15 protein-coding genes are annotated in these 23,483 nt (G+C 70.3%); 6 read left to right on the top strand and 9 right to left on the bottom strand.

What is annotated here, in order from left to right; all coding sequences use genetic code 11:
- The first annotated feature begins 58 nt into the window (after nt 1-58).
- A complete protein-coding gene (locus F7Q96_RS16250) occupies nt 59-4,051 on the top strand; it encodes a BTAD domain-containing putative transcriptional regulator (RefSeq protein WP_053823395.1) in 3,993 nt (1,330 codons plus the stop codon).
- A gap of 130 nt (nt 4,052-4,181) precedes the next feature.
- On the opposite strand, the gene F7Q96_RS16245 is transcribed toward F7Q96_RS16250, so the two are convergent.
- A complete protein-coding gene (locus F7Q96_RS16245) occupies nt 4,182-4,433 on the bottom strand; it encodes a GlsB/YeaQ/YmgE family stress response membrane protein (RefSeq protein WP_006577258.1) in 252 nt (83 codons plus the stop codon).
- A gap of 215 nt (nt 4,434-4,648) precedes the next feature.
- On the opposite strand from F7Q96_RS16245, the gene F7Q96_RS16240 reads away from it, so the two are divergent.
- Nucleotides 4,649-5,584 (top strand): DedA family protein/thiosulfate sulfurtransferase GlpE, encoded by a 936-nt coding sequence (locus tag F7Q96_RS16240; RefSeq protein ID WP_053823396.1) that lies wholly within the window; start codon nt 4,649-4,651, stop codon nt 5,582-5,584.
- A gap of 198 nt (nt 5,585-5,782) precedes the next feature.
- Nucleotides 5,783-6,814: an LLM class flavin-dependent oxidoreductase gene (locus tag F7Q96_RS16235; RefSeq protein ID WP_053823397.1), complete on the top strand. Its 1,032-nt coding sequence runs from the start codon at nt 5,783-5,785 to the stop codon at nt 6,812-6,814.
- Between the two features lie 27 nt (nt 6,815-6,841).
- Here the strand turns inward: F7Q96_RS16235 and F7Q96_RS16230 are convergent, their stop codons facing one another.
- The 3 genes from F7Q96_RS16230 to norR form a co-directional block, all read right to left on the bottom strand.
- Nucleotides 6,842-7,702, bottom strand: coding sequence for a hypothetical protein (locus tag F7Q96_RS16230; protein WP_053823398.1), 861 nt, complete (start codon nt 7,700-7,702; stop codon nt 6,842-6,844).
- A gap of 226 nt (nt 7,703-7,928) precedes the next feature.
- Nucleotides 7,929-10,931: a transglycosylase domain-containing protein gene (locus F7Q96_RS16225; RefSeq protein ID WP_144425916.1), complete on the bottom strand. Its 3,003-nt coding sequence runs from the start codon at nt 10,929-10,931 to the stop codon at nt 7,929-7,931.
- A gap of 233 nt (nt 10,932-11,164) precedes the next feature.
- Nucleotides 11,165-12,811, bottom strand: coding sequence for a nitric oxide reductase transcriptional regulator NorR (norR, locus tag F7Q96_RS16220; RefSeq protein WP_151022973.1), 1,647 nt, complete (start codon nt 12,809-12,811; stop codon nt 11,165-11,167).
- 164 nt (nt 12,812-12,975) lie between these two features.
- Between norR and hmpA the strand changes: the two genes are divergently transcribed.
- Nucleotides 12,976-14,163 (top strand): NO-inducible flavohemoprotein, encoded by a 1,188-nt coding sequence (hmpA, locus tag F7Q96_RS16215; protein ID WP_053823399.1) that lies wholly within the window; start codon nt 12,976-12,978, stop codon nt 14,161-14,163.
- 50 nt (nt 14,164-14,213) lie between these two features.
- On the opposite strand, the gene F7Q96_RS16210 is transcribed toward hmpA, so the two are convergent.
- Together F7Q96_RS16210 and F7Q96_RS16205 are read right to left on the bottom strand one after the other, a co-directional pair.
- Nucleotides 14,214-15,131: a hypothetical protein gene (locus F7Q96_RS16210; RefSeq protein WP_144425917.1), complete on the bottom strand. Its 918-nt coding sequence runs from the start codon at nt 15,129-15,131 to the stop codon at nt 14,214-14,216.
- A gap of 102 nt (nt 15,132-15,233) precedes the next feature.
- Nucleotides 15,234-15,821, bottom strand: coding sequence for an HAD domain-containing protein (locus F7Q96_RS16205; protein ID WP_053823400.1), 588 nt, complete (start codon nt 15,819-15,821; stop codon nt 15,234-15,236).
- A 406-nt stretch (nt 15,822-16,227) separates the two neighbouring features.
- Between F7Q96_RS16205 and F7Q96_RS16200 the strand changes: the two genes are divergently transcribed.
- Entirely contained in the window at nt 16,228-17,748 is a 1,521-nt protein-coding gene (locus F7Q96_RS16200) for an alanine/glycine:cation symporter family protein (RefSeq protein ID WP_053823401.1), read from the top strand.
- Between the two features lie 28 nt (nt 17,749-17,776).
- Here F7Q96_RS16200 and F7Q96_RS16195 read toward each other — a convergent pair whose 3' ends face one another.
- The 3 genes from F7Q96_RS16195 to F7Q96_RS16185 form a co-directional block, all read right to left on the bottom strand.
- Nucleotides 17,777-18,448, bottom strand: coding sequence for a response regulator transcription factor (locus tag F7Q96_RS16195; protein ID WP_053824531.1), 672 nt, complete (start codon nt 18,446-18,448; stop codon nt 17,777-17,779).
- Between the two features lie 362 nt (nt 18,449-18,810).
- On the bottom strand, nt 18,811-21,432 hold the full coding sequence (locus F7Q96_RS16190; RefSeq protein ID WP_151022971.1) for an ATP-binding protein: 2,622 nt from the start codon (nt 21,430-21,432) through the stop codon (nt 18,811-18,813).
- A 184-nt stretch (nt 21,433-21,616) separates the two neighbouring features.
- Nucleotides 21,617-22,150, bottom strand: coding sequence for a hypothetical protein (locus F7Q96_RS16185; RefSeq protein ID WP_244959212.1), 534 nt, complete (start codon nt 22,148-22,150; stop codon nt 21,617-21,619).
- A 235-nt stretch (nt 22,151-22,385) separates the two neighbouring features.
- On the opposite strand from F7Q96_RS16185, the gene F7Q96_RS16180 reads away from it, so the two are divergent.
- Nucleotides 22,386-23,480 (top strand): extracellular catalytic domain type 1 short-chain-length polyhydroxyalkanoate depolymerase, encoded by a 1,095-nt coding sequence (locus tag F7Q96_RS16180; protein WP_226995013.1) that lies wholly within the window; start codon nt 22,386-22,388, stop codon nt 23,478-23,480.
- Nucleotides 23,481-23,483: the final 3 nt, after the last annotated feature.

The following is a 23,483-nucleotide window of genomic DNA, read 5'->3' as shown; positions in this document are numbered from 1 at the left end:
CGCTCGCCGATGCCGCCGCGCCCGCCTCTGACATCGGCAACCGCAAGGACACCAAGCGATGGCGGCGGTCCACCTCGATCTGTTCGGCGGCTTCACGCTCAGTTCGCCGGACGGCACTCCCCTTCCCCTGTCCGCGCGCAAGGCCCGCGCGGTGCTGGCCTATCTCGCGCTGGCCGACGGCAGGCCGCAGCCTCGCGACAAGCTGGCGGCGCTGCTCTGGCCCGACAGCCATGCCGAACAGGCGCGTACCAGCCTGCGTCAGGCGCTCAGCGCGGTGCGCCGGGCCGTCGAGGGCTATCCGGTGGTGTTGTCCGATGCCGACCGGGTGGCGCTGTGCGGCGTCGCGGTCGACGTGGTGGCCTTCGAAGACCATCTGCGCGCGGCCACTCCGGACGCGCTCGAGGCCGCGGTCGCGCTGTATCGCGGCGATCTGCTGGAAGGGTTCGATGCCGCCGCGCCGACCTTCGACCATTGGCTCGCGGTCGAGCGCGAGCGGTTGCGCGGCCTGGCGCTGCAGGCGCTGGCGCGGCTGGTGGATCGGCATGAACAGGCTGGCGAGCTGGACCGTGCGATCGCCTGCGCCACGCGCCTGCTGACGCTCGATGCCCTGCAGGAGTCGGTGCACCGCGCGCTGATGCGGCTGTACGACCGGCAGGGCCGGCAGGCGCTGGCGCTGAAGCAATACCGGCTGTGCCGGACCGCGCTGCAGCGGGAACTCGGCGTGTCGCCCGAGGCGGAAACCGAGGCGCTGCATCAGCAGATCCTGCGCGCGCGGCGGCAGTCCTCGGCGGCGCCGTCGGCGGTGCCGCCCTCGGTGCCACCCGCGGTTCCGCCGATGGTTCAGTCGATGGTGCCGCCGATGGCCCCCACTGCACCGGCAGCGCGGGACGCGCCCGCCGGCACCGGTCCGGTGATCGCGCCGCCGGATCCCGGCCCCGCCGCTGCGGCGCCCGCGCCGAGGACGCCGGAGCCGCGCCATGCCGTAGTCGTCGTCGCCAGCGTCGACGATATCGGTGCCCATGCCGCCGGCCTCGACGCCGAGCAGCTCCACGGCCTGCTGATCCGCTGGCGCGAACGGGCGCGGGCGCTCGCGGCCGCGTGTGGCGGTGCCGTGACCGACGAGATCGGCGCGCGGCTGACCGTCGTGTTCGGCGTGCCGGTGGCGCATGGCAACGATGCCGAACGCGCGATGCACGTCGCCGTCGGCCTGCACGACGGCGTGCGCCGCCTGTGCCCCGAGTGCGCGACGCCGCCGGCGGTGCGGGTCGGCGTCGCCAGCGGACAGGTACTGTTCGCCGCCGCGTCCTCGAACGGGGGCGCCATGACGCTGACCGGTCCGCCGGTCAACGTTGCCGCGCGCGTGATGGAGCACGCGCAGGCCGGCGAGGCCGTGGTGTCGAACCGCGTCTTTCTGGCCTTGCCAGGGCGCCTGGAGGTCGAGCACCTGACCGATGTGTCGATGCCGGGCATCGCCGAGCCGATACCGCTGTGGCGTGTGCACCGGTTTCTCGATGCCGCCGAGACGCCGCCGCAGCACGCCTTCGTCGGGCGGCAGGCCGAACTGGTGCAACTGGCCGGCGTCGCCGGCGATTGCCTGCGCTCGGGACAGGGCCGCGTGGTCGTGATCCGTGGCGAAGCCGGCATCGGCAAGAGCCGGCTCGCCGAGCGCTTCGTCGCGCTGGGGCGCGAGCACGGCATGGAAGCGCTGCGCGCGCTGGTGCTCGATTTCGGCGTCGGTACGTCGGGCGATCCGTTGCGCGTGCTGGTGCGCGGACTGTTCGGCATCGATGCCTGCGCCGGCGTCGATGCACGTGCCGCCGTCATTGCGCAGGCCGTCGCCGGCGGCCGCATCGACGATGACGACGTGCCGTTTGCCTTCGATCTGCTCGACGTACCGCAGCCCGAGGCGCAGGCCGCGGCGCTGGCGGCGATGGATGCCGGCGCGCGCCAGCGCGGCGTGCAGCGCTTCGTGCTGGCGCAGGTGGCCCGGCGCAGCGCGCTCAAGCCGCTGCTGATCGTCGTCGAGGACGTGCACTGGGCCGAGCGCGCGCTGCTCGATTGCCTGGCCCGGATCGCGGCCGCGACGCGCACCTGCCGGCTGGTGCTGGCGATGACCGTGCGGCCGGAGCAGGATCCGCTCGACAGCGGCTGGCGCGCGGCCGCCGGCAGCGCGTCGCTGACCACGATCGACCTGGGGCCGCTGAACGATGCCGAGGCGCGCGAGCTGGCGACGCGCTATCGCCATGTCGACGAGCAGCTGGCGGACTCCTGCATCCGCCGCGCCGAAGGCAATCCGCTCTTTCTCGATCAGCTGCTGCGCAACGCGGCGCCCGATACGGACGCCGACGCGCTGCCCGGCACGCTGCAGAGCATTGTGCTGGCGCGCATGGACCGTCTGCCCGAGCCGCATCGCCAGGCGCTGCAGGCGGCCGCGGTGCTGGGCCAGCGCTTCTCTCCGGCGGCGCTGCGCCACCTGCTCGGCACGGCCGGCGACCCCTGCGATGCGCTGGTGCGGCACGCGCTGCTGCGGCCCGAGGGCGAAGACTATCTGTTCATGCATGCGCTGATCCATCAGGCCGTCTACGCGTCGCTGCTCAAGTCGCGCCGGCTCGCACTGCATCGGCGTGCCGCCGACTGGTATCGAAGCCGCGATCCGATGCTGCATGCCGAGCATCTGGACGCCGCCAGCGACCCCGATGCCCCGACGGCCTACGAGGCGGCGGCGCAGCACGAGGCGGGCCACTTTCGCAACGAGCGGGCGCTGCGCCTGGTCGAGCGCGCGCTGCAGCTGGCCGGCGATGGCGCCATCCGGCAGTCTCTGGCCTGCCTGCGCGGCGAGCTGACGCTGAACCTCGGGCAACCGGCCGAAGCGTTGAAGGCCTTCGAGCATGCCGTGGCGCTGGCCGGCGACCACGGCCAGCGCACCCGCGCATGGTTCGGCGTGGCCTCGGCGCTGCGGCTGCTGGACCGCTACGAGCGTGCGCTGATCGCCCTGCAGCATGCGCAGCGCGGCGCCGCGGCGATCGGCGACGACGACATGCTGGCGCAGATCGAATCGCTGCGCGGCAACGTTCATTTTCCGATGGGGGATATCGACGCCTGCCTGAGCGCGCACCAGCGCGCGCTGCGGCACGCCGGCGCGGCCGGCTCGGCGCTGGGCGAGGCCCGCGCGCTCGGCGGCCTCGGCGATGCCTACTACCAGCAGGGACGGATGGTCACCGCCCGCGCGCATTTCGTCCGCTGCGTCGAGCTGGCCCGCGCGCGCGGCTTCGTGCGGATCGAAGGGGCGAACCTGCCGATGGTCGGTGCGGTCGACAGCCTGTGCCATGCGCTGTCGTCCGCGCTGGCGCGTTGCGACGAGGCGCTGCGCATCGCCCGCCGGATCGGCGATGCCCGCATCGAGCTGCTGGCCTACGACGTGATGGCGTCGACCGAACAGCAGACCGGAGAATGGGCCAAATCGCAGGCGCATGCCGAACGGGCGCTGGCGCTGGCCCGGCGGCTGGGCGCGCGTCGCTTCGAGGCGGAACTGGCAGGGCGGCGGGCGCTGGCCATCGGCAACCAGGGACACCCGGAAGCCGCAGAGCAGCTGCTCGACGAAGCGCTGGCCCTGAGTCGCGACACCGGCATGCGCTATTCCGGCCCGATGATCCTGGGCTTTCTCGCCCGCACCTCGCGCGATCCGGACAGGCAGCGCCGCGCGCTGGCGCAGGGCGAGGCGATCCTTGCGCAAAGCTGCGTCAGCCATTGCCATCTCGATCTCTATGAAGCCGCGATGGAGGTCTCGCTGCGCAATGGCCGCTGGGACGACGCGGACCGCTATGCCGACGCGCTGCAGGCCTATACGCGGCCGGAGCCGTTTCCGTGGGCGCAATTCCAGATTCGGCGCGCTCGTGTGCTGGCGGCGCTGGGCCGCGGCGCGGCGGACGGCGGCCGTACCGGACTACAGGCCGAATTGATGGCGTTGCGCAAGGAGGCGATCGGTGCGGGCATGCTCGCCGCACTGGCGGGGATCGAAGAGGCGCTGCGGCGGATGGGAATGTCTTGCTAGCGTCGGCACTGTCGTGCGGACGGGGCGTACCGGGAGCAGCGGAGCGCGAGTCCGGCAGCGGGGCCGGGGCGCAAAGGAACGATGGGAAAGATGAGCGGGGCCGCCGACGGCCCCGCCCGTCGGGCAGGCGTCAGGCTCTGCGCCGCACCAGCCCGTAGATCACCAGCAGCACGATCGCGCCGATCACCGAGGCGATCCAGCCGGCCGGCTCCCCGGGGCGATACCAGCCGAGCGCCTGGCCGACATATCCGGCGATCAGCGAACCGCCTATGCCGAGCAATATGGTCAAGATCCAGCCCATCTTGTCGTCGCCAGGCTTGATCGCCCTGGCGATCAGCCCGACGATCAGGCCGACGATCACCGTACCGAGGAATGACAGCATACGCATCTCCCAGTTGCGAGCGGCCGGCGGGTCCGAGCCGCTTCGGCGCCATCTTGCCACGGCTTGCGGCGCAGGGCGAGCGCTCGCGCGCATCCGACATTCAGAGATTTTGAAACGATCGTCTAGGCCAGGATCGGCCACGGTGGCCCCGATGCTGGCAAACTCCGTCCATATCGCGAATCATCGCGCCTTCGATCATTGACCGGGAGACCGCCGTGGGCGAATTGCAGGTCCTGCTGGAACAGCATGGACTGACGCTGGTATTTCTGAACGTGCTGATCGAGCAGGCCGGCCTGCCGGTGCCTGCCTATCCGCTGCTGCTGGTGGCCGGGGCGCTCGGCATGCGCGAGACCGGCCCGTCGATCGGCGCGGTGCTGGGCGCCGTGGTGGTGGCGTGCCTGATCGCCGATTCGCTGTGGTACGTGGCAGGCCGGCGCCTGGGCCAGCCGATGCTGCGCACCATCTGCAAGGTCTCGCTGTCGCAGGACAGCTGCATCCGGCAGACGCAGTCGCTGTATCTGCGGCTCGGCCCGCGCTCGCTGATCTTCTCCAAGCTGCTGCCGGGCGCGGGCGCGCTGTCGACCGCGATGGCGGGCATGACGGCGACGCCGTTCACGGTCTTCCTGTTCTACGACGCGATCGGCGCGGTGGTCTGGGCCGGCGGCGCGCTGATGATCGGCGCCGCGTTCAGCGATGCCATCGACGCCGTGCTGGACGCCTTCGGCACCTATGGCCATCTGGCGCTGATGCTGGCGCTGCTGGCGCTCGCGCTGTTCATCGTCTGGCGCTGGTGGAAGCGGGTCCGGCTGCTGCGCCGCACCCGGCTGATTCCGCGCATGAGCGTCGACGAACTGGAAGCGCGGCGCCAGGACGGCCGCCTGCCGCTGGTGCTGGACGTGCGCGCCCCGGGCAGCGCCGCGCTCGAGCGCATCCCCGGTGCGCTGCCGGTCGATCCCGATGCGCCGCTGGACCTGCTGGCCGAACATCCGCCTGCGGTGGAGATCGTCGTCTATTGCGCCTGCCCCAACGAGCTGTCCGCCGCGATGCTGGCCGAGCGGCTGCGGGCCGCCGGCTATGCCAATACCTGGGCGCTGCTGGGCGGCATCGACGCCTGGAACCAGCTGCATCGGAAGCCTGTGCTGGCGGCCTGAAGGGGCAGGCGCGGCATCGATCGGGGCGGGAGACCCTTCCGACAACGCGGGAAGAGAACGGCTATAGTTGCCGTTCCAATTCGATCGCCGCCGCGGCCTGCGCCCTGGCGGCGCCGCGGCGTGCATCCGGGTCGAAGTGCCGACGAGCCTTCGATCGCCGCATGTCCGGCCATAACCGTTCCCGCACCGCTTTCCCGCATGACCGCTCCCACCACTGCCTATTCCCTGCTCGATCTGTCGCCGATTCCCGAGGGAAGCGACGCCGCACAGTCGATGCGCAATTCGCTGGACCTCGCGCAGCACGCCGAGCGCTGGGGCTACCGCCGCTTCTGGCTGGCCGAGCACCACAACATGCCCGGCATCGCCAGCGCCGCCACCGCGGTGCTGATCGGCTACGTTGCCAACGGCACCTCGACCATCCGGGTCGGATCGGGCGGCATCATGCTGCCCAACCATTCGCCGCTGGTGGTCGCCGAGCAGTTCGGCACGCTGGCCTCGCTGTTTCCGGGCCGTATCGACCTGGGCCTGGGCCGTGCGCCGGGCACCGATCAGCTGACCGCCCGCGCCCTGCGCCGCAGCGCCACCCACGATACCGCCGACACCTTCCCGCAGGACGTCGAGGAGCTGCAGGCCTATTTCGACGAGCCGAGGCCCGGGCAGCGGCTGCGCGCGGTACCGGGGGCCGGCCTGAAGGTGCCGCTGTGGCTGTTGGGCTCGAGCCTGTTCAGCGCGCAGCTGGCGGCATCGATGGGCCTGCCGTTCGCCTTTGCCTCGCATTTCGCGCCCGGCTTCATGCGCCAGGCGGTCGATCTGTATCGGCAGACCTTCCGGCCGTCCGAGGCGCTGTCCCGGCCCTACGTGATGCTGGGCCTGAACGTGTTCGCCGCCGACAGCGACGCCGAGGCGACGCGGCTGTTCAGTTCGCTGCAGCAGCAGTTCCTGGCATTGGTGCGCGGTACGCCGGGGCGCATTCGTCCGCCGGTCGACGATATCGAATCGATGTGGAACGAGACCGAAGCCGCCCATATCCGCCGCTCGCTGTCCTGTTCGGTGGTCGGCGGCCTCGATACGGTGCGCGAGGGCATGCAGCGCTTCGTCGACGATCTGCGTCCGGACGAGCTGATGCTGACCGCGCAGATCTACGATCACCAGGCGCGGCTGCGTTCCTTCGAGCTGGCCGCGCAGGCCGCGCGTGACCTGCGGCCGGTCAGCGGCACGCAGACGCTGTAGCGGCCGGGGTATCCAGCGGTCCGGGGTTCATGCCGCCGCGGTAGTGGTCCCGGTAGTGGTGCCGGTAGTGGTGCCGGTGGTGGTCCCCGTCATCGTGCCGCTCTGCGCCTGCCGATGGCGGCGCACGTTCTCGATCAATTCGCGCCGCGCCGCGTCGAGCCAGGCGGTGCGGTGCCTGACCGGATCCCTGGGCGAGAGCTTCGCCGCGCTGATCTCGCCAAGAAAATAGCGCACCATGCTGCCGGCGCGCGCCGGCACCGGCATCATGCCGAGCAGCTGGCCGGCGCCGATCGCGCCCGTTTCCGCGGCATGGCACAGCCCAGCCCACGCGGTGCGGCCCAGCGCCAGAAACACGGCATCGTCGCGGACGCGGGTCAGCCGCTCGAGGAACTGCGACTCGAACGCGCGGCGCAGCATCGGTATGGCCAGCAGCGCTTCCAGCGTGCCATCGAAGGCCAGGCCGCGGCGCATCGTCGCCTGCGGCAGCAGGGCCAGCGGCTGCAGCAGGTGAAAGCCGTCCTCCCACAGGGCGGTCGCGCGTTCGGCGCCGACCAGCGAGGGGATGCCGAAATGATCGAGCATGCGGATCAGGTTGGGCCTGACCAGCGGTCCGCCCAGTTCGATCTGGCGCTTGTTCTCCAGTTGCACGATACGGCCCGGTGCATGCGCGCGCAGCAGCGCCTCGGTCAGTTCGGCGGCGAGCCGCAGGTGCATGTGTCCCGGTGTCGTGCTGACCAGCACGAGGCGTGCCGTCGCGTTGACGTGCTCGAACGGCACGTAGTGCATCACGTAGGTGCCGTCGTTGTCGACGACGACCGGATGCGCGATGACGGCGTTGGCGCCGCCCTGCCGGATGCGCGCGCAGTAGTCTTCGATATAGCTGCCCAAGGTGCCCCCGTTCCACAGCGACGTATTTTCTGCCTGCGTCTCGGCGGGTGCCGATGCTCGTCGTTTGCTTGATGGTAAGCGCAGGGGCGGGGCGGGCAAAGTCGCGGCGCGACGTTTCGGGCGCGGCGCAGCGGGGAATTGGTGGGGCAGCGAACAGATCGCGTCAACCGTGCGCAGGCGATCGGAGCTCCGCGCCATTGGCACGGCGGCTCCGCGCCTGGCGCTCTCAGCCGCCGGTGCAGGCCAGCATTGCCGGACCCGCCTGCGGGTCCATCGCGACGATGGTCGGCGCCAGCCCGCGCAGCAGCTTGACCGACAGCGCGCTGGTGAAGTTGTATCGCGCCGCGTGGGGGCCGCGTACATGCAGCGTGACGGTGCCGAAGTAGCGCTCGCCGATGGTGAACACGAAGGTTGCGGAGCGGCTGACCGCGCGCGATGCGATCACGTAGCCGCCGCGGCCGAACACCATGTGCCGGTGGTCGCCGGTGCCGGTCTTGCCGCCAAGCGCCATGCCGCGCTCGGCCGGAAAGACGCCCTGCGCCGAGCGCGCGGTGCCGCCCTCGACCACGTCCAGCAGCGAGCGCCGCGCGAGTTCGGCGACGTCCTCCGGCAACAGCCGCTTGCGCTGTCCGGGCCGCAGCACGAAGCGCGTTTCGTAGGGCGTGCCGGCGGCGAAGTCGAGCCAGCGCACGGTCTCGGTGTACGGCTGCAATCCGCCGTTGAGCAGGATGCCGGCCAGCTCCGACAGTGCCGCCGGACGATCGCCGGAGGCACCGACCGCGCTGCCATAGGAGGGCGTCAGCGTATCGAACGGATAGCCCAGCCGGCGCCAGCGTTCGCCGATTCGTTCGAACGCATCGCGCTCGAGCAGGATGCGGATGCGGTTGTCCTGGCCAGCCTTGCTGCGCGTGCGGAACAGCCAGGTGTAGACCTCCTGGCGGACATCGGCGCTGGCCTCCAGCACCTGCTTCAGATCGGCCTCGGAGTGGTGGTCCAGATAGTCGATCAACCACAGTTCGAGCGGATGGATGCGCGACAGGTAGCCGCGGTCGTTCAGCGAGAATTTGTCCTTGCCGTACTTGTCGTAGAGCGCGTACACGTCCTCGTCGTCCAGCTTCGTGCCCAGTTTCGCGCGCAGATGCCGCGCGAAGGTGGCCTCGTCCATGGCCGGATCGGCGCTGCGCAAGGCCACTGCCACGCGCACCGCGACAGGCTTCACGCGTTGCAGCAGCAACGCGATGCGGCCGTCCTTGTCGAGCGCGTTGTACTTGCGGTAGAAGCCGGCCAGGAACTGGCTGCCTTCCTCGTCGGCGAAGCGCTCCAGCCATTTGCGGCGGCCTGGCGCATCGCGATCGGCCAGCAGCTCGCTGGCATCGGGATGCGCGCGGTGGACCTCGTAGCGGACGATGTCGCGCATCATGCGGATGAACACCAGATTGACCGAGTGCTGGAAGGCCTTGCGCACCGTCAGGCTTGCCACGCTGGCCGAGCGCTCGAAGTTGGTGAAGGTCTGCAGTCCGCCGCCTGTGAAGAACGCCTCGCCGGCGCCGCCGGCGTACTTGCGTTCGAGCGCGGCCTCGAGCATCGCGCGCCGATCGCCGTTCGGATTCTTCAGCAGCCAGTCGATCGTCCAGCGCGTCAGCCCATCCTGCGGCGAGACCGGGATGCGCTCCAGCTCGGCGCGCGTCATGCCGGCATGGCGGTCGTGCAGCTCGGCCAGGATCTCCAGATAGGTCACCAGCGTGCGCAGCTTGGCGGTGGAGCCGAGATTGAGCCGCGCGCCGCTGTTCAGGTCGAACGGCTGGTCGATGTTGTCGGCCTGCACGCGCAGATAGCTGGCATTGCCGACCCGCTCGAACAGCGTGAAGCTGGCTACCAGCTTCGACGGATCGTCATGGTCGCGCAGCATGTTGTGGCCATAGAGGCCGAGCTCGCGCGCCCCCTGCTTGTCGCGCAGTTTCATCAGCGTCGCGGTGATCTGGCGCTGCGCTTCGGTATTGATCGTGCTGGCGACGGTCAGGTCGAGCCGGTCCAGATCGTAGCGGCTCGACACGCCGAGCAGGCGCGACAGATCGGCGCGTACCTGGTTGATGGCCTTGCGCGTGACGAAGGGATCGGCCGGCGGCAGCGAGGGGATCGGCGCCTTGTCCAGCCGCGCGGCCAGCGCGGCGTCGCGCAGCCGGGGCGAGATCACGCCGGCGCCGGCCAGCAGGCGCAGATAGCTGTCGGTCAGCGGCTCCAGGTTGGTGTCGTAGCGGCGCAGATGGTACGAGGGGCGGCGCTGCGCGATGATCAGCGACAACGCCTGCTTGAAGACCTGCGCCTCGCGCGGCGTCGGCGGCTTCTGCTCGATCTCGTGCAGCATCCGGTTGGCTTCGTCGAAGTCTTCCCCGTACCAGTAGTACATGCCATCGCCGATGCCGTGGATTTCGCCGCGGCCATTGCGGGCCGACAGCGGTACGGTATTCAGGTAGTCCACCACGATGCGCTCGCGCGCGCGCACCGTGTCGCGGCCGTCGAGATAGGCGCGCACCGAGGCCGAACCCATCTGCCGCAGCTTCTCGGAGATCGACGCCGTGCGTCCGTGCGGCGAATGGCGATATTTCTCGATCTGCGTGGCCAGCGTGCTGCCGCCCGGCGTATCGCGCTCGCGGTCGACGATGGCGAACAGCTGGTCGACGCCCGCGCGCGAGAGCCGGCGCCAGTCGAGCGCGGGATTGCGGGTCGGATATTCCGGATTGAGCAGCCCCTGGTTCTCGACGAACAGCAGCGAGCTGGCCAGCACCTGCGGCACTTCGCGGTAGTCCTGGTACTGGCGTTCGGGAAAGCGCTGCACCGAGACGCTGCGGTCGTTGCAATCGAGCAGCGCCAGCCCGGCGCGGGTCTTTTCGCGATACGGCGCGTACAGGCCCAGTTCGAGGTATTCCAGCATCGCCTTGGACATCCGCGCCTGATGCTCGCGCACGAAGCCGCGCGCTTCCAGCAGCTCGGTGTAGTGCGGAATGCGCGCATAGCCGAGCCGCATGTCGTAGGGGCCGGCGTCGGGAAAGCGGATGCGGTCGCTGGCGCCGGGCGCGATCGTGTAGGTCAGGCGCTGGCCCCAATCGTGGAAATAGCGCGCCTGCCACCGCGAGGTGCGAACCTCGTCGGCGATCAGATGGGCGGCGAAATAGCAGGCGCCGCCAACCAGGACCAGCAGGACAACGATAGGCCAGACACGACGCGACACGGTTCGCTTCCGGTGCTATGGGTGGTCGATCGAAGCGTCATTGCGCACTACGGGCCGCGCGCCTCCGATCTCTAGTATTGGCGCTAGTCGGCGTTTGCACAGGGACAGCCGACAGAAAATTTTCTGGCCGGGCCGTCGAGATCGGCGAGTGCAGGCAGGCGAACGGCTCGCAGGGCCAAGTATGCCTTGGCCGCCGCTCGTGGTGAAGGGCAGGGCCGGCAGATCGGGATGCGCTAGTGCGGATCGGTGCGGCGGCCCGCCCGCGCCTGCAGCGGGATCTCGGGCGCGACGCCCAGCCGGCGCGCCAGCCGGTGGAAGTTGCTGCGGTCCATGCCGGCCTCGCGCGCGGCGGCCGCATAGGCGCCGCCGTGCCGCGCCAGTGCGGCTTCGATCCAGCGGCGCTGGAATTCGTCGGTCGCTTCGCGCAGCGTGCCGCCCGCCGGCAGCGGGCCGGCCCGCGGTGCGCTTGCCGGCGGCGATGGCTCGAAGCGCGGGGCTGGGCCGTCGTTCTGCTGCACCGGGGCGGCCCGGCCGTGGGGGGCGATCTCCTCGGTGCCGTGCGCCAGCCGGCCGGCGCCGCTGTCCAGGCCCAGGTGGCGCGGTTCGATCGCGATCCAGCGCGCGCCGCGGCGCGGTTCGGCCAGCGCGCGCAGCGCCGCCCGGCTGATCAGATGTTCGAGTTCGCGGACATTGCCTGGCCATGAATACGCCATCAGCGCCAGCGCCGCGTCGGGCGCCAGCCGCAGGTTGCGTGCCCCGAGACGGTGCTGGTTTTCCTCGAGAAAGCCGCCGGCCAGAGCGAGCACGTCGCGGCCGCGCTCGCGCAGCGGCGGCACGCGCAGCGGATAGACCGACAGCCGGTGGTACAGGTCCGCACGAAAGCGCCCCTCGGCGACCGCCTTGCCGAGGTCGCGGTTGGTCGCCGCCAGCACGCGGACATCGACGCGCAGCAGCCGGTCGCTGCCGGGCCGCTGCACTTCCCCGCTCTGCAGCACGCGCAGCAGCTTGGCCTGGACCGGCAGCGGCAGCTCGCCCACCTCGTCGAGAAACAGCGTGCCGCCGTCGGCCAGCTCGAATTTGCCGACGCGGTCCTGCACCGCGCCTGTAAACGCGCCGCGCTTGTGGCCGAACAGCTCGCTGTCGGCCAGCGTCTCCGGCAACGCCGCGCAGTTGATCTGCACCAGCGGCCGTTCGCGGCGGGAGGAGCGGTCGTGCAGCCGCTGCGCCACCAGCTCCTTGCCGACCCCGGTTTCGCCCAGGATCAGCACGCTCAGATCCGAACCGGCCACGGTGTCGATTTCCTGCTTGAGCCGCTTCATTGCCGCGCTCTTGCCGATCAGCTCGCGTGGCTGGCCGCGGGCCTGCAGCGCCCGGCTCATCTCGCGCTCGCGCGCCGCCCGTTCGGCCAGCGCCCGGATCGTCTCGTCGGCCTCGATGCCCGATTCGAGCATCGTCACCACGGCCTGCATCTGGGCCGCCGAGATGTCGGCGAACGCGCCGGGCCGCAGCGCGTCCAGCGTGACCAGGCCCCACAGCCGGCCGCCGCAATGCAGCGGCGCGCCCATGCAGTCGTGGATCGGCAGGATGTCGGGCTGGCCCTCGATCAGGCCGTCGTAGGGATCCGGCAGGCCGCAGTCGGCGGCGAAACGCACGCCCTCCTCGCTGTCGAGCAGCTGCGCGAGCCGCGGGTGGGCCGACACGGGGAAGCGGCGTCCGAGCGCATCGTCGCTCAGGCCGTGCACGGCGACCGGTACCAGTACCTGCCCTTGCAGCCGCAGCAGGGCCGCGGCATCGCAATGGACGATGCCGCGGACGGCGGCCAGCAACTGGCGGAAGCGGCCGTCGTCGGCAAGCGTCGGGAAATCGGGGTTTGTAGTCATGTGGACAACGGTGAGGTCATTGCGACCTCGATGGTGGCGTGGTCGTTTCGACAACTGCCCGCCATGATGCCATGGAAATCAAGGGCTTGCGCCGGTCGTTGTCCCTGGCACGGCGCTTGATATGAGTACGGTACCCATTGACGTCCAATCACAGGAGCGTTTTCATGCTGTCCCCGAATACCATCGCGCTGGTCAAGGCCACGGTGCCCGTGCTGAAGCAGCACGGCGAAGCGATCACGCAACATTTCTATCGGCTGCTGCTGAGCAAGCATCCCGAGCTGAAGGCCTTCTTCAACGAGGCCCACCAGGTCCACGGCACGCAGGCGAGGGCGCTGGCCGGCGCGGTGCTCGCCTTCGCCAGCCATGTCGACCAGCTGGACGCGCTGGCCGGCGCGCTGCCGCGCATCGTGCAGAAGCACGCCGCACTGGGCGTCCAGCCGGAGCACTACCCGATCGTCGGCGGCTGCCTGCTGCAGGCGATCCGCGACGTGCTGGGCGAAGCGGCGACCGACGAGATCATCGGCGCCTGGGGCGAGGCCTATGGCGTGCTGGCGAAGATCCTGATCGATGCCGAGGAGGCGGTCTACCGCGACAACGCGGCCCAGCCCGGCGGCTGGCGCGGCACGCGCGGCCTGCGCATTGCGCGCAAGGTGCAGGAAAGCGAGATCATTACCTCGTTCTACCTGGAGCCGGCAGACGGCGGTGCGCTGCCGGCGTTCCGGCCCGGCCAGTACCTGACGCTGCTGCTGACGATCGACGGGGCGCCGACCCGTCGCCACTACTCGCTGTCCGATGCGCCGGGCAAGCCGTGGTACCGGATCAGCGTCAAGCGCGAACCCGGCGGCCGCGCGTCGAACTGGCTGCACGACCATGCCGCGGTCGGCGATGTGCTCGAGGCGCTGCAACCCTGCGGGGACTTCGTGCTGGAGCCGGCGGCCAACGAGCGACCGCTGGTGCTGGTAACCGGCGGGGTCGGCATCACGCCCGCGATCAGCATGCTCGAGGCGGCGGCGCCGGCGGGCCGGCCGATCCATTTCATCCATGCCGCGCGGCACGGCGGCGTCCATGCGTTTCGCGAGCGCGTCGATACAATCGCCGCCAATCACGACAATGTGAGCGTTTGCTACGTCTACGACACGCCGCGGCCCGGGGATGACCCGCACGCCGTTGGCTTCGTCACGCGCGAGCTGCTGGCGAACCGGCTGCCCGCCGATCGCGATGTCGATCTCTATCTGCTGGGGCCGAAGGCCTTCATGCGCGCGGTCTATGCCGACGGGCGCGCGCTGGGCATTGCGCCCGAGCGCCTGCGCTTCGAGTTCTTCGGACCGCTCGAGGACCTGCAGGCGGCCTGAGCCGCCGCGGCAGCCGGGCCGTAGCGCGGCCGTGACAGGGCCGTGGTGTGCTACCGCCCGCTGTCCGGCATGCCGATCGCCGTGGTCTCGATGACCTGCTGCTGGTCGCCCTGGCGGATCTCGGTGCGCAACACGAAGGCTTCGCTGGGGCAGTACCAGTCGGTCACCGTCATGCTGTAGGGGTCGGGCCGTTCGACGTCGTCGCCGATATGGACCTCGCCCAGCGAGGCCTGCTTGTCGTAGCGGATCGGCAGGCATTCGCGCCGGCCGAGCGGCGTGTCGATGTGCTGTCGGCGGCCGACCCGTCGCTCGCCGATGTGGATCGAGGCGCGCGGCACGCGGATCGTCGTCACCGCTTCGCCCGAATGCAGGCTGTTGATCTGCAGGTTGGCGCTGGAGTGCAGCGACTCGCCGGGCAACGTGACCCCTTCGCGGATGTCGTGGCCGGCATAGGACAACAGCCCCGTGCCTTCGAACGACGCCTCGCCGAACAGCCGGGCATAGCGCGCCTGCGCATTGATGGTCGCGTGCTGGCTGCTGATCCGGCCGTGGGCGGCGCCCGCATCGCCGAGCAGCGTCAGCCGGTGCATCTGGTCCATGACGACCGGCGGTCCCATCATCGCCGCCAGCGCGGATTTGGAGTGGATGTCGAGCCAGGCCGCGCAGCCGCCCGGCACGGGGCCGGGATGGCGCACCGTCATCGTGATCGACATCGGCATCTGGCCATCGGCCTCGAGTTGCGCGCGGGCACCGCTGCGGAACCAGGGCGCCTGGCAGACCGGGGGAGCCGTGCCAGCGTCGGCGGGCGGGGCGGCAGCAGCGGCGGAGGGGGCCGTGGTGTCCGGCGTGCGGGCAGGCTGGGCCTGCAAGCCCAGCGTCCAGGCCGCGGCCAGGACCGCTGGCAGATATCGCGGCCAGCCGCGTCGCCAGTGGATGCCGCGTCGGTCAGCCAGCGCGGCTGCTGTCATCTCCGCCCCCTCGGTTCATGCGCCACATTATGCAGACGCGGGGGCCGGCCTGCCTATGCGGGCCGATCCCGACGCACGCGGCCGCCGGGCGGACAGCTTGGATCAGGCGTGCGCGGGCTCGGCCACGGGCGATGGCACCAGGCCGGGCAGGGCGCCATGGCGCGCGGCGCGGCGCAGCTGCTGCAGGCGGGCCTGCAGGCGCGGGTCGGGCTGCGTCGGCGGGTACATGCCGTTGGGGCACGCAACGCCCAGCAGGTCCAGCGCCTGCTTGAAGTCGTCCAGCGTCAGACCGTTGGCCGGGTCCAGTGCGATCAGCCGCGACTGCAGCGACGGGTCGACGGAGGCCGCATCGGCGGTCACTACCACGAAGTTCTGCGGGATCGGCCGGGTCGCCGCCAGGTAGGCGGCTACCTCGGCGCCGAAGCCGCCGGTGGCGGCCGGCGCAAACGCATGCACCTGCAGGTCCAGCTGCTGCACCAGGACCGAGCGTGCGCCGACGCCCCAGGCGTACGGCAGCACCACGCGGGCGCCGGCCAGCCCGAACAGCCGCCGTACGAAGCCCAGTGCGACGGGATCGAACAGGCGCAGTTCGCGCACCGCGCCGGTTTCCGGTTTGCCGCCCAGCCGCGCGGCGGAGCGCTCGGAGAACAGCACCCCGGGCACGTCCAGCATGATCAATCGTTCAGACATGAGATTCCTCTGCATCCATCGGAGCGGTAGGGAGCGTTCAGGTTACGACGCACGATCGGGCCTGCGGCCGGCCTCGGCGGCGACAACATGAAACAGTTCTGTAACTTGTGGTTCGGTGACGTAAAAACCGCCTGTCAGTGCCGGCTTTTTGTTTCCCGTCGACACAATTTCAGGCGTCGGCGACCCCGCGGGTCATGCCCGTTCGTGGTGCACGATCCTCCATCCCACAACGCGCCAGGCGCCGTTTCGGACGACGAATTCGGGTTCTCCCTAGGTGGGGAGATAACGATCGGTTGCGGTATGGTTACGCCTTTTTCCAGGGGGGCGGTTTTGCCTCGACCCCGGGGCACCTCGACCGCCGACATGACGGGCACCATCTCGCCCGGACCCGACTCGGAGATTCGCCATGAACGAAATCGTCGATGCCATCAACGGCGTCATCTGGAGCTCGGCACTGATCTATCTGTGCCTGGGCGTCGGTCTGTATTTCTCCATTCGCACTCGATTCGCCCAGGTGCGCCACTTCTTCGGCATGATCCGGCTGATGCTGGACGGCAAGTCGTCGGCGCAGGGTGTCAGTTCCTTCCAGGCGCTGGCGATGTCGTTGTCGGGCCGGGTCGGCACCGGCAATATCGCCGGCGTGGCGACCGCCATTACCTTCGGCGGTCCGGGCGCGGTGTTCTGGATGTGGGTGATGGCCTTCCTCGGCGCCAGCACGGCGTTCGTGGAATCGACGCTGGCGCAGATCTACAAGGAAGAGGTCGACGGCCAGTATCGCGGCGGTCCGGCCTACTACATCGAGAAGGGGCTCGGCACCAAGTGGTACGCGTGGATCTTCGCGCTGGCGACGATTCTGGCCTGCGGCGTGCTGATGCCCGGCGTGCAGTCGAACAGCATCGCGGCCGGCATGGCCAATTCGTTCGGCATCGAACCGGCAGTGACGGGCGCGGTGCTGGTGATCCTGCTGGGGCTGATCATCTTCGGCGGCGTCAAGCGTATCGCCAAGTTCGCCGAAATCGTGGTGCCGTTCATGGCGCTGGGCTACATCCTGGTCGCCTGCGTCATCATCGCGCTCAATATCGGCAAGCTGCCCGAGGTCATGAGCCTGATCCTGCGTAGCGCCTTCGGCCTGGAGTCGGCCTTCGGCGCGGTGCTGGGCCTGGCGATCCAGTGGGGTGTCAAGCGCGGCGTCTACTCGAACGAAGCCGGCCAGGGTACCGGCCCCCATCCTTCGGCGGCTGCCGAAGTGTCGCACCCGGCCAAGCAGGGCCTGGTGCAGGCGTTCTCGATCTATGTCGACACGCTGTTCGTCTGCTCGGCGACGGCCTTCATGATCCTGATCACCGGCGCCTACAACGTGGTCGGCCCCGCCAAGGAAGCGCTGCACACCGGCCTGGCCGGCGTGGAAGCGGGCCCTGGCTTCACCCAGCATGCGGTCGAAAGCGTGCTGCCCGGCTTCGGCGCTGCCTTCGTCGCGATCGCGCTGTTCTTCTTCGCGTTCACGACGATCGTCGCCTACTACTACATCGCCGAAACCAACGTCGCGTATATCAACCGCAAGATCCACCGCCCGTGGCTGGTGTTCCTGCTGAAGGTCGCGATCCTGGCCGCCACACTGTACGGCTGCGTGCGCACCGCGACGCTGGCCTGGGCGCTGGGCGACATCGGCGTGGGCCTGATGGCATGGCTCAACATCGTGGCGATCGTGATCCTGCAGAAGCCCGCGCTGAAGGCACTGCGCGACTACGAGGCGCAAAAGCGCCAGGGCATCGATCCGAACTTCGTGCCCGGTCCGCTCGGCATCGACAACGCGGTCTTCTGGGAGCAGCGTGCTGCCGGCGCCAAGCAGCGCCGCCCGGGCGACGATCAGGATGGCGGCGAAACTGCCGTGTCGCCGGTCATCGCGGCGCCGCGCTCCGCCGAGTAAGCGCGCATCCTCGGCCGTACGCCGTCGGCTAACCCGCCGACGGCTGCGGCAGCATCAAATCCTGGCGGGCGGCAAAGTCGAACAGTTCCCTGTCGTTGCTCGCCCCCAGCTTCTGCATCGCGCAGTTCTTCTGCCGGCTGATCGTCTTGACGCTGCGGCTCAGCGCGGTGGCGATCTGCGTCACCGACTTGCCGCTCAGATAGAGCCGCAACACTTCCGTTTCCCGCACCGACAGGCTGCCGATGCCGGCCCGCTCCTCCGGGCACGGATAGCGCGCGCTCGATTCCGCCAGGATCCGCGCCGCCGATCTGCCGATATAGGTGCGGCCGCGCTCGACCTGGACCAGCGTATGCACAAGTTCGTCGAGCGGCGAATCCTTCAGCAGGATGCCCTGCACCGGCACTTCGGCGATTGCGCGAAGGATCAGCGGGTTGGTCATCATCGTCAGCACCACCACGCGCATCTGCGGATGCTGCCGTCGCATCTGGCCGAGCATCCGCAATCCGTCCTTGGCCTCTCCGCCGGGCATATGGTAGTCGGTGACCACGACGTCGGGCGTGCACGTCGCGATCGCGCGAAACAACGCCTCGGGCGTCGTCGCGTCAGCGCAGACTTGCCAGCCGGCGTGCCCCTGCAGAACGCTACGGATCGCCAGGGAGATCGCGGGATGGTCGTCCGCGACGACGATGTTCAGTGCCATGCCATTGCTCCTGCGCCGGCTTGCCGAGCAGCCGCGCGCAGCGCAGCTGGTGCCCGGAGCGTGCGGCCCATCGGAAAAGAAGCGCCGCGCGGCAAATGCCGTGCGGCGCAAGGCGCGTCGAATCGGTATCGGGTAACCGGTGACACGTTGGGGCTACGGACAGGACGATGCCTCGGCCCGATACAGCGACAGCGCGCATGCCCGCCTCCAGACCAAAAACGGGAAATGGCCGAAAGCGCTGCAATGCCCCGCCAGATTAGCGGGGAAGGCAGCGCGAAAGGATAAGACCAATCTCAAAACGCCGGACTCGAGCGCATGCTGCGGCCAGGCCAGGCGCGGCGGATCGCGTCGTCGCGCACGCCTCAGCGCGACAGCGTCCTGGCCCACCGCGCCAGCGCCGGCACCAGCTGCGTCATCGCAGCCGCGACGCCAGCCGCATCGCCGTCGCCGCAGGCCGCTTCCAGGGCCTCGCAGGCTTGCGCGACGGCATCGGCCGATACCAGCCGGGCGGCGCCCTTGATACGGTGCGCGACCGCGTGGGCCGCCTGCCAGTCTGCACGCGCGACGGCCACGCGCAGCGCAGCCAGGTCCGCGGTGTTGCCGGCCAGCAAGGCCGCCCGTATCGCGGCATCGGAGGCCGATGCGGGGGTGGCCGCGGCGAACGGCGCCGGCACGCGCTGCCCGTCCGGCGGATCGGCCAGCCACTGTTGCAGGGCGCGGCCGAGCGTGTCGAGATCGATCGGCTTGAACAGGCAATCGTCCATGCCGGCCGCCAGTGCCTGCTGACGGTTATGCGGCCGCGCGTCGGCGCTGTAGCCGAACACGGGCACGCGCCGTCGCGCCAGGGCGCGCTCCTGGACGCGCAGCCTGCGCGCGAGCGTGAAGCCGTCCATGCCCGGCATATTGCAGTCGAGGATCACCAGATCGAATGCGGCGTCCGGCGAGGCGAACCGCACCAGCGCCTCGTGCGCGTTGCCGGCAGCGACGGCTTCCACGCCCAGATGCCGCAGCTGGCGGGCCAGCAGCATCCTGCCGGCCGGATGGTCATCGACGATCAGCGCGCAATAGCGCTTGCCCAGCGGCGCGATGGCGGGCTCGCCGCAAGGGACCGGATGACGGTTGCCGTGCGGCGCGCGTGCGCTGCACGATTCCGCGGCCAGCGTCAGTGTCAGCAGCGCGGTGGTGCCGTGGCCCGGCCGGCTGATCAGTTCGAGCTCGCCCCCCATCTGCCGGGCGAGCTGCCGCGAGATCGACAGGCCCAGGCCGGTGCCGCCGGGTCCGCCTGCTTCCGCGGCCCGGTAGAACGGTTCGAACAGCCGCGGCATCTGCTCCGCGGCGATGCCCGGACCACGGTCGCGCACCATGATCCGCACGGTTTCGCGATCGACGTGCTCGCCCGCGCTCTCGAGCTTGACGGTGATGTCGCCATGGCCGCCGAACTTGATCGCATTGCTGAGCAGATTGCCGACGACCTGCCGCAGCCGCTGCGGATCGGCGCGGTGGCGCCGGGCCCGCAGCGCGTCCAGCTGCAGGCGGATGCGCAGGCCGCGCGACGATGCCAGCGGACGGAACGCCTGGACCCATTGCCGCAACAGCGTATCGAGCTGCACCGGCTCCGGCCGGATTTCCATCCGTCCCGCCTCCAGCCTGGCCATGTCGAGCAGGTCGCCGACCAGCGCGACCAGCGACCTGGCGCAGTCGTGCGCCGTGTCGATGTAGTGGCGGGCCTCGCCATGGATCGCGGCCTTGTGCTTCAGCAGGTCGAGGATGCCGATCACCGCGTGCATCGGGGTACGGATCTCATGGCAGATCGTGGCCAGGAAGCCCAGGCGGTCCGCGCCGGACGATGCCGCCACGTCCGGTACCGGCGCGGAGCGGCCGGCCGGGCGCCCGCCGTCAAGGCGGCGGTGCAGCGTGGTGGCGGCACGGGCGATGCGCCGGCCGTGGCGATGCAGTGCGACCGCGCATGCCCCCATTGCGGTCATCCACAGCATGGTGCCGAGCGAGCCGGTCAGCAGCCATGGCCGCTGCCGCTGCTGCGCGGACACCTGTGCCGGCACGGTGGCCGGCATCGATGCCGACGGCGCCCAGCCGGCCCGCAGCGTGTCCCAGTGCGTCGGCGGGATGGCGGCGAGCGCCTTGTTCAGGATCATGCGCAGCTGCGGCGCGGCGGCCGAGACGCCGAAGCCGATCGCCGCCGGTTGCGGGCCCAGCGGGGCGGCCACGCGCAGCCATGGCGCGAAGGCGTATCGGACCATGTAGTGGGCGCAGGTCAGCGTATCGACCGCGGCGTCGGCCTGGCCGTGCGCGACCATGCGGTAGGCCTCGCTGGTGGAACTGGTGTGGATGATGGTGGCGTTGGGGACCTGCGCAAGGCGCGCCGCCAGGCCGGGGCTGCCGCGGCGCACGGCGATGCGCATGCCGGCCAGCGCGGTCGCGTCGCGGATCTTGCGGTTGGTGGCGTGCGTGGTGATGACCCATGGCGTGATCAGATAGGGCAGCGAGGGCTGCAGCCGGTGCGCGCGCCGTCCGGGTTCGCGCATCGCGGCGGCATCGGGAGGCGGGGACGGCAGTGCGGACGGCGGTGCGGACCAGTCCGCCGGCACCGCGGGCACCAGCAGCACCGTGCCGTCGCGCAGCGCCGCTTCGCGGGCCGCCGGGTCCTGCTGCCAGACCGGCAGAAAACGCAGGCCGGTGATGCGGCCGACCTGCTCCAGCGCCTGCACCGCGATGCCGGCCGCATGTCCGCCGGCACCGACGAAGGCCATCGGCCCACCGATCGGCGACGCGCTGTAGCGCACCACCGGATGCGCGGCGAGCCAGCGGCGTTCCGCGCCGGTCAGCGTGTCGGCGAGCCGCTCGCGCACGGCTGCGGTATCGTCGCGCGGCGTCTGCGTGCGGCCCAGCTCCGCTGCCACCAGCGCCGCCCACAGCAGGCAGCCGCACGACATCAGCCCGTACAGCCGGCGCTCAGAGCGCTGCATCGGCAGGCCGGCGCATCGTCGCCGCGATGGACGGCGCGCGATTGGCAAAGGGGGATGGCATCGAGCGACCTCCGGACGGACACGGTGAAGCGGAGGAATCTAGCCAATGCGCCATGCCGCGACTATCGCAGTTCGACGCGGACGGTGTTCTATCGGACGCGTTGCCCGCAGTCCGATGCCGCGCTCATTCCTGGTCGCAGCGGCCCGGTGCGATCGCGATTTCGCCGACCGGACGGTCACCGATGCCGGTGTAGCGAAACACCAGCGCGATGCCCAGTCGGCCCAGCACCGGGACATCGGGATTGCGGCAGATGCCGCGTACCAGTGCCGGCGTCGCGCTGGCCATGAAGGCGGCGGTGCCCTCGCGCGACGCGTCGAAGCGAACCAGATTCAGATGGAAGACGACGCGCTTGCCGGTCTCGCCGCGGCAGCCGTCCAGGCGCGTGGCGGTATCGAGAAGGATCGGGCCGGAGCGCGTCAGCTCGCGGCAGGCGGAGCCGAGCGCCACATCGGTATTGGCGCCGGAACCGGTCAGCCGGGTGACGCCGTTCATGCCGGTAGGCCGGCCGTCTGCCACGCCGACCAGCAGCCGGGCCAGTGCGGACATGCTGGGCGCCGCGGTGGTCGAGGCGGCGGCGTTGCCATGCTGGGCCACGGCCGGCCACGATGCGCAGGCGATCAGCGCGGCCGCGCGCCATGGGTGGGGCAACGAAAGCAAAAGCGTGTTCCGCATGAAGATACCGGTATCGAGAATCGCCTCGAATGGCGGCTGCGGGGCGGGGCTGCCCGTTCGCCATGGCGAAACCATAGCGAGCCGATTGCCGGTGTGCTGTCAGTCACTGTCCTACATTGGTAAGCGAATTGCGTTCAACGCCATGTGCTATGCTGCAACGCAGCAAAAATGGAACCGGAGCGTTCTCGCGCTTCCGTACACGCGCATGGCAAGAAGCTTGATGGGAAATTGGCAGCGCCCATGGCGGCAGATCGGCACGCTGCCCCGCCAGTCGGCCCGTCACCTTGGCCGCTGGTTCGACCGGCTGCATGGGCCGGGCACCGCGGCACCGGCCGCGCGCATGCGCGTGCCGCCGCCGCTGGCGTTGCCCGCGGGGCCGCTGCCGGGCCAGTGGTCGCAGCGGCGCCTGAAGCTGCCGGCGATGCCGGGCGAACTCGTTTCGCAGATGAACTACTGGCTTTACGAGCCGTCGCGCCGGCACGCGGGGCCGCTGCCGCTGGTCGTGATGCTGCATGGTTGCCGGCAGACGGCCGAAGACTTCGCTGCCGGCACGCGGATGAATGCGCTGGCCGAGCGCGAGGGGTTCCTGGTCGCCTATGCCGAACAGCCGCTGCGCCGGCAATTGCAGCGCTGCTGGCAATGGTTCGACCTTGCCGCCAGCGAGGGCGCGCGCGAAGCGCAGGCGATCGCGGCGCTGATCGATGCGCTGGCGCTGCGGCGCGATGTCTGTCCGCAGCGGGTCTATCTGGCCGGGCTGTCCGCCGGTGCCGCGATGGCGGCGGTGGTGGCCTTGCGCTATCCGGACAAGGTCGCCGCGGTCGGCCTGCATTCCGGCGTGGTGGTCGGTGCCGCCGATTCGGCGCGCTCGGGGTTGCGGGCGATGCAGCACGGCTCGCGGGCCGAGCCGGCGACCCTGCTCGATGCGGCGGGCGCCGCGCTGGCCGGCAAGCCGATGCCGGCGCTGATCCTGCATGGCATGGACGACGAGGTCGTGCATCCGGTCAATGCACGGCTGCTGGCGCGGCAATTCCTGGCCTACAACCGCTTGCCCGATCGCGTCGACAGCCAGCGCCGCAACGGCGAGCCGGTGCCGCACGAGCGGGCCAATGACGAAGGCGATGCCGCGCGCGTGCCCGCCGGCCACTATCTCGAGTCCCGCTTCGGCCATGCGCGCCAGGAGCTGGTGCAGCTATGCGAGGTGGCCGGGCTCGGCCACGCGTGGAGCGGCGGCGATCCGGCCTATCGCTACCACAGCGATACCGGCCCCGCGGCCAGCATGCTGATGTGGGAGTTCTTCCGCGAGCATCGGCGCTAAGGG

The sequence above is a fragment of the Cupriavidus gilardii genome (genome assembly GCF_008801915.1).
GTDB lineage: Bacteria > Pseudomonadota > Gammaproteobacteria > Burkholderiales > Burkholderiaceae > Cupriavidus > Cupriavidus gilardii.
The sequence above is the reverse complement of the archived record's forward strand: the minus strand, read 5'-3'. Positions and strand labels throughout refer to the sequence as shown.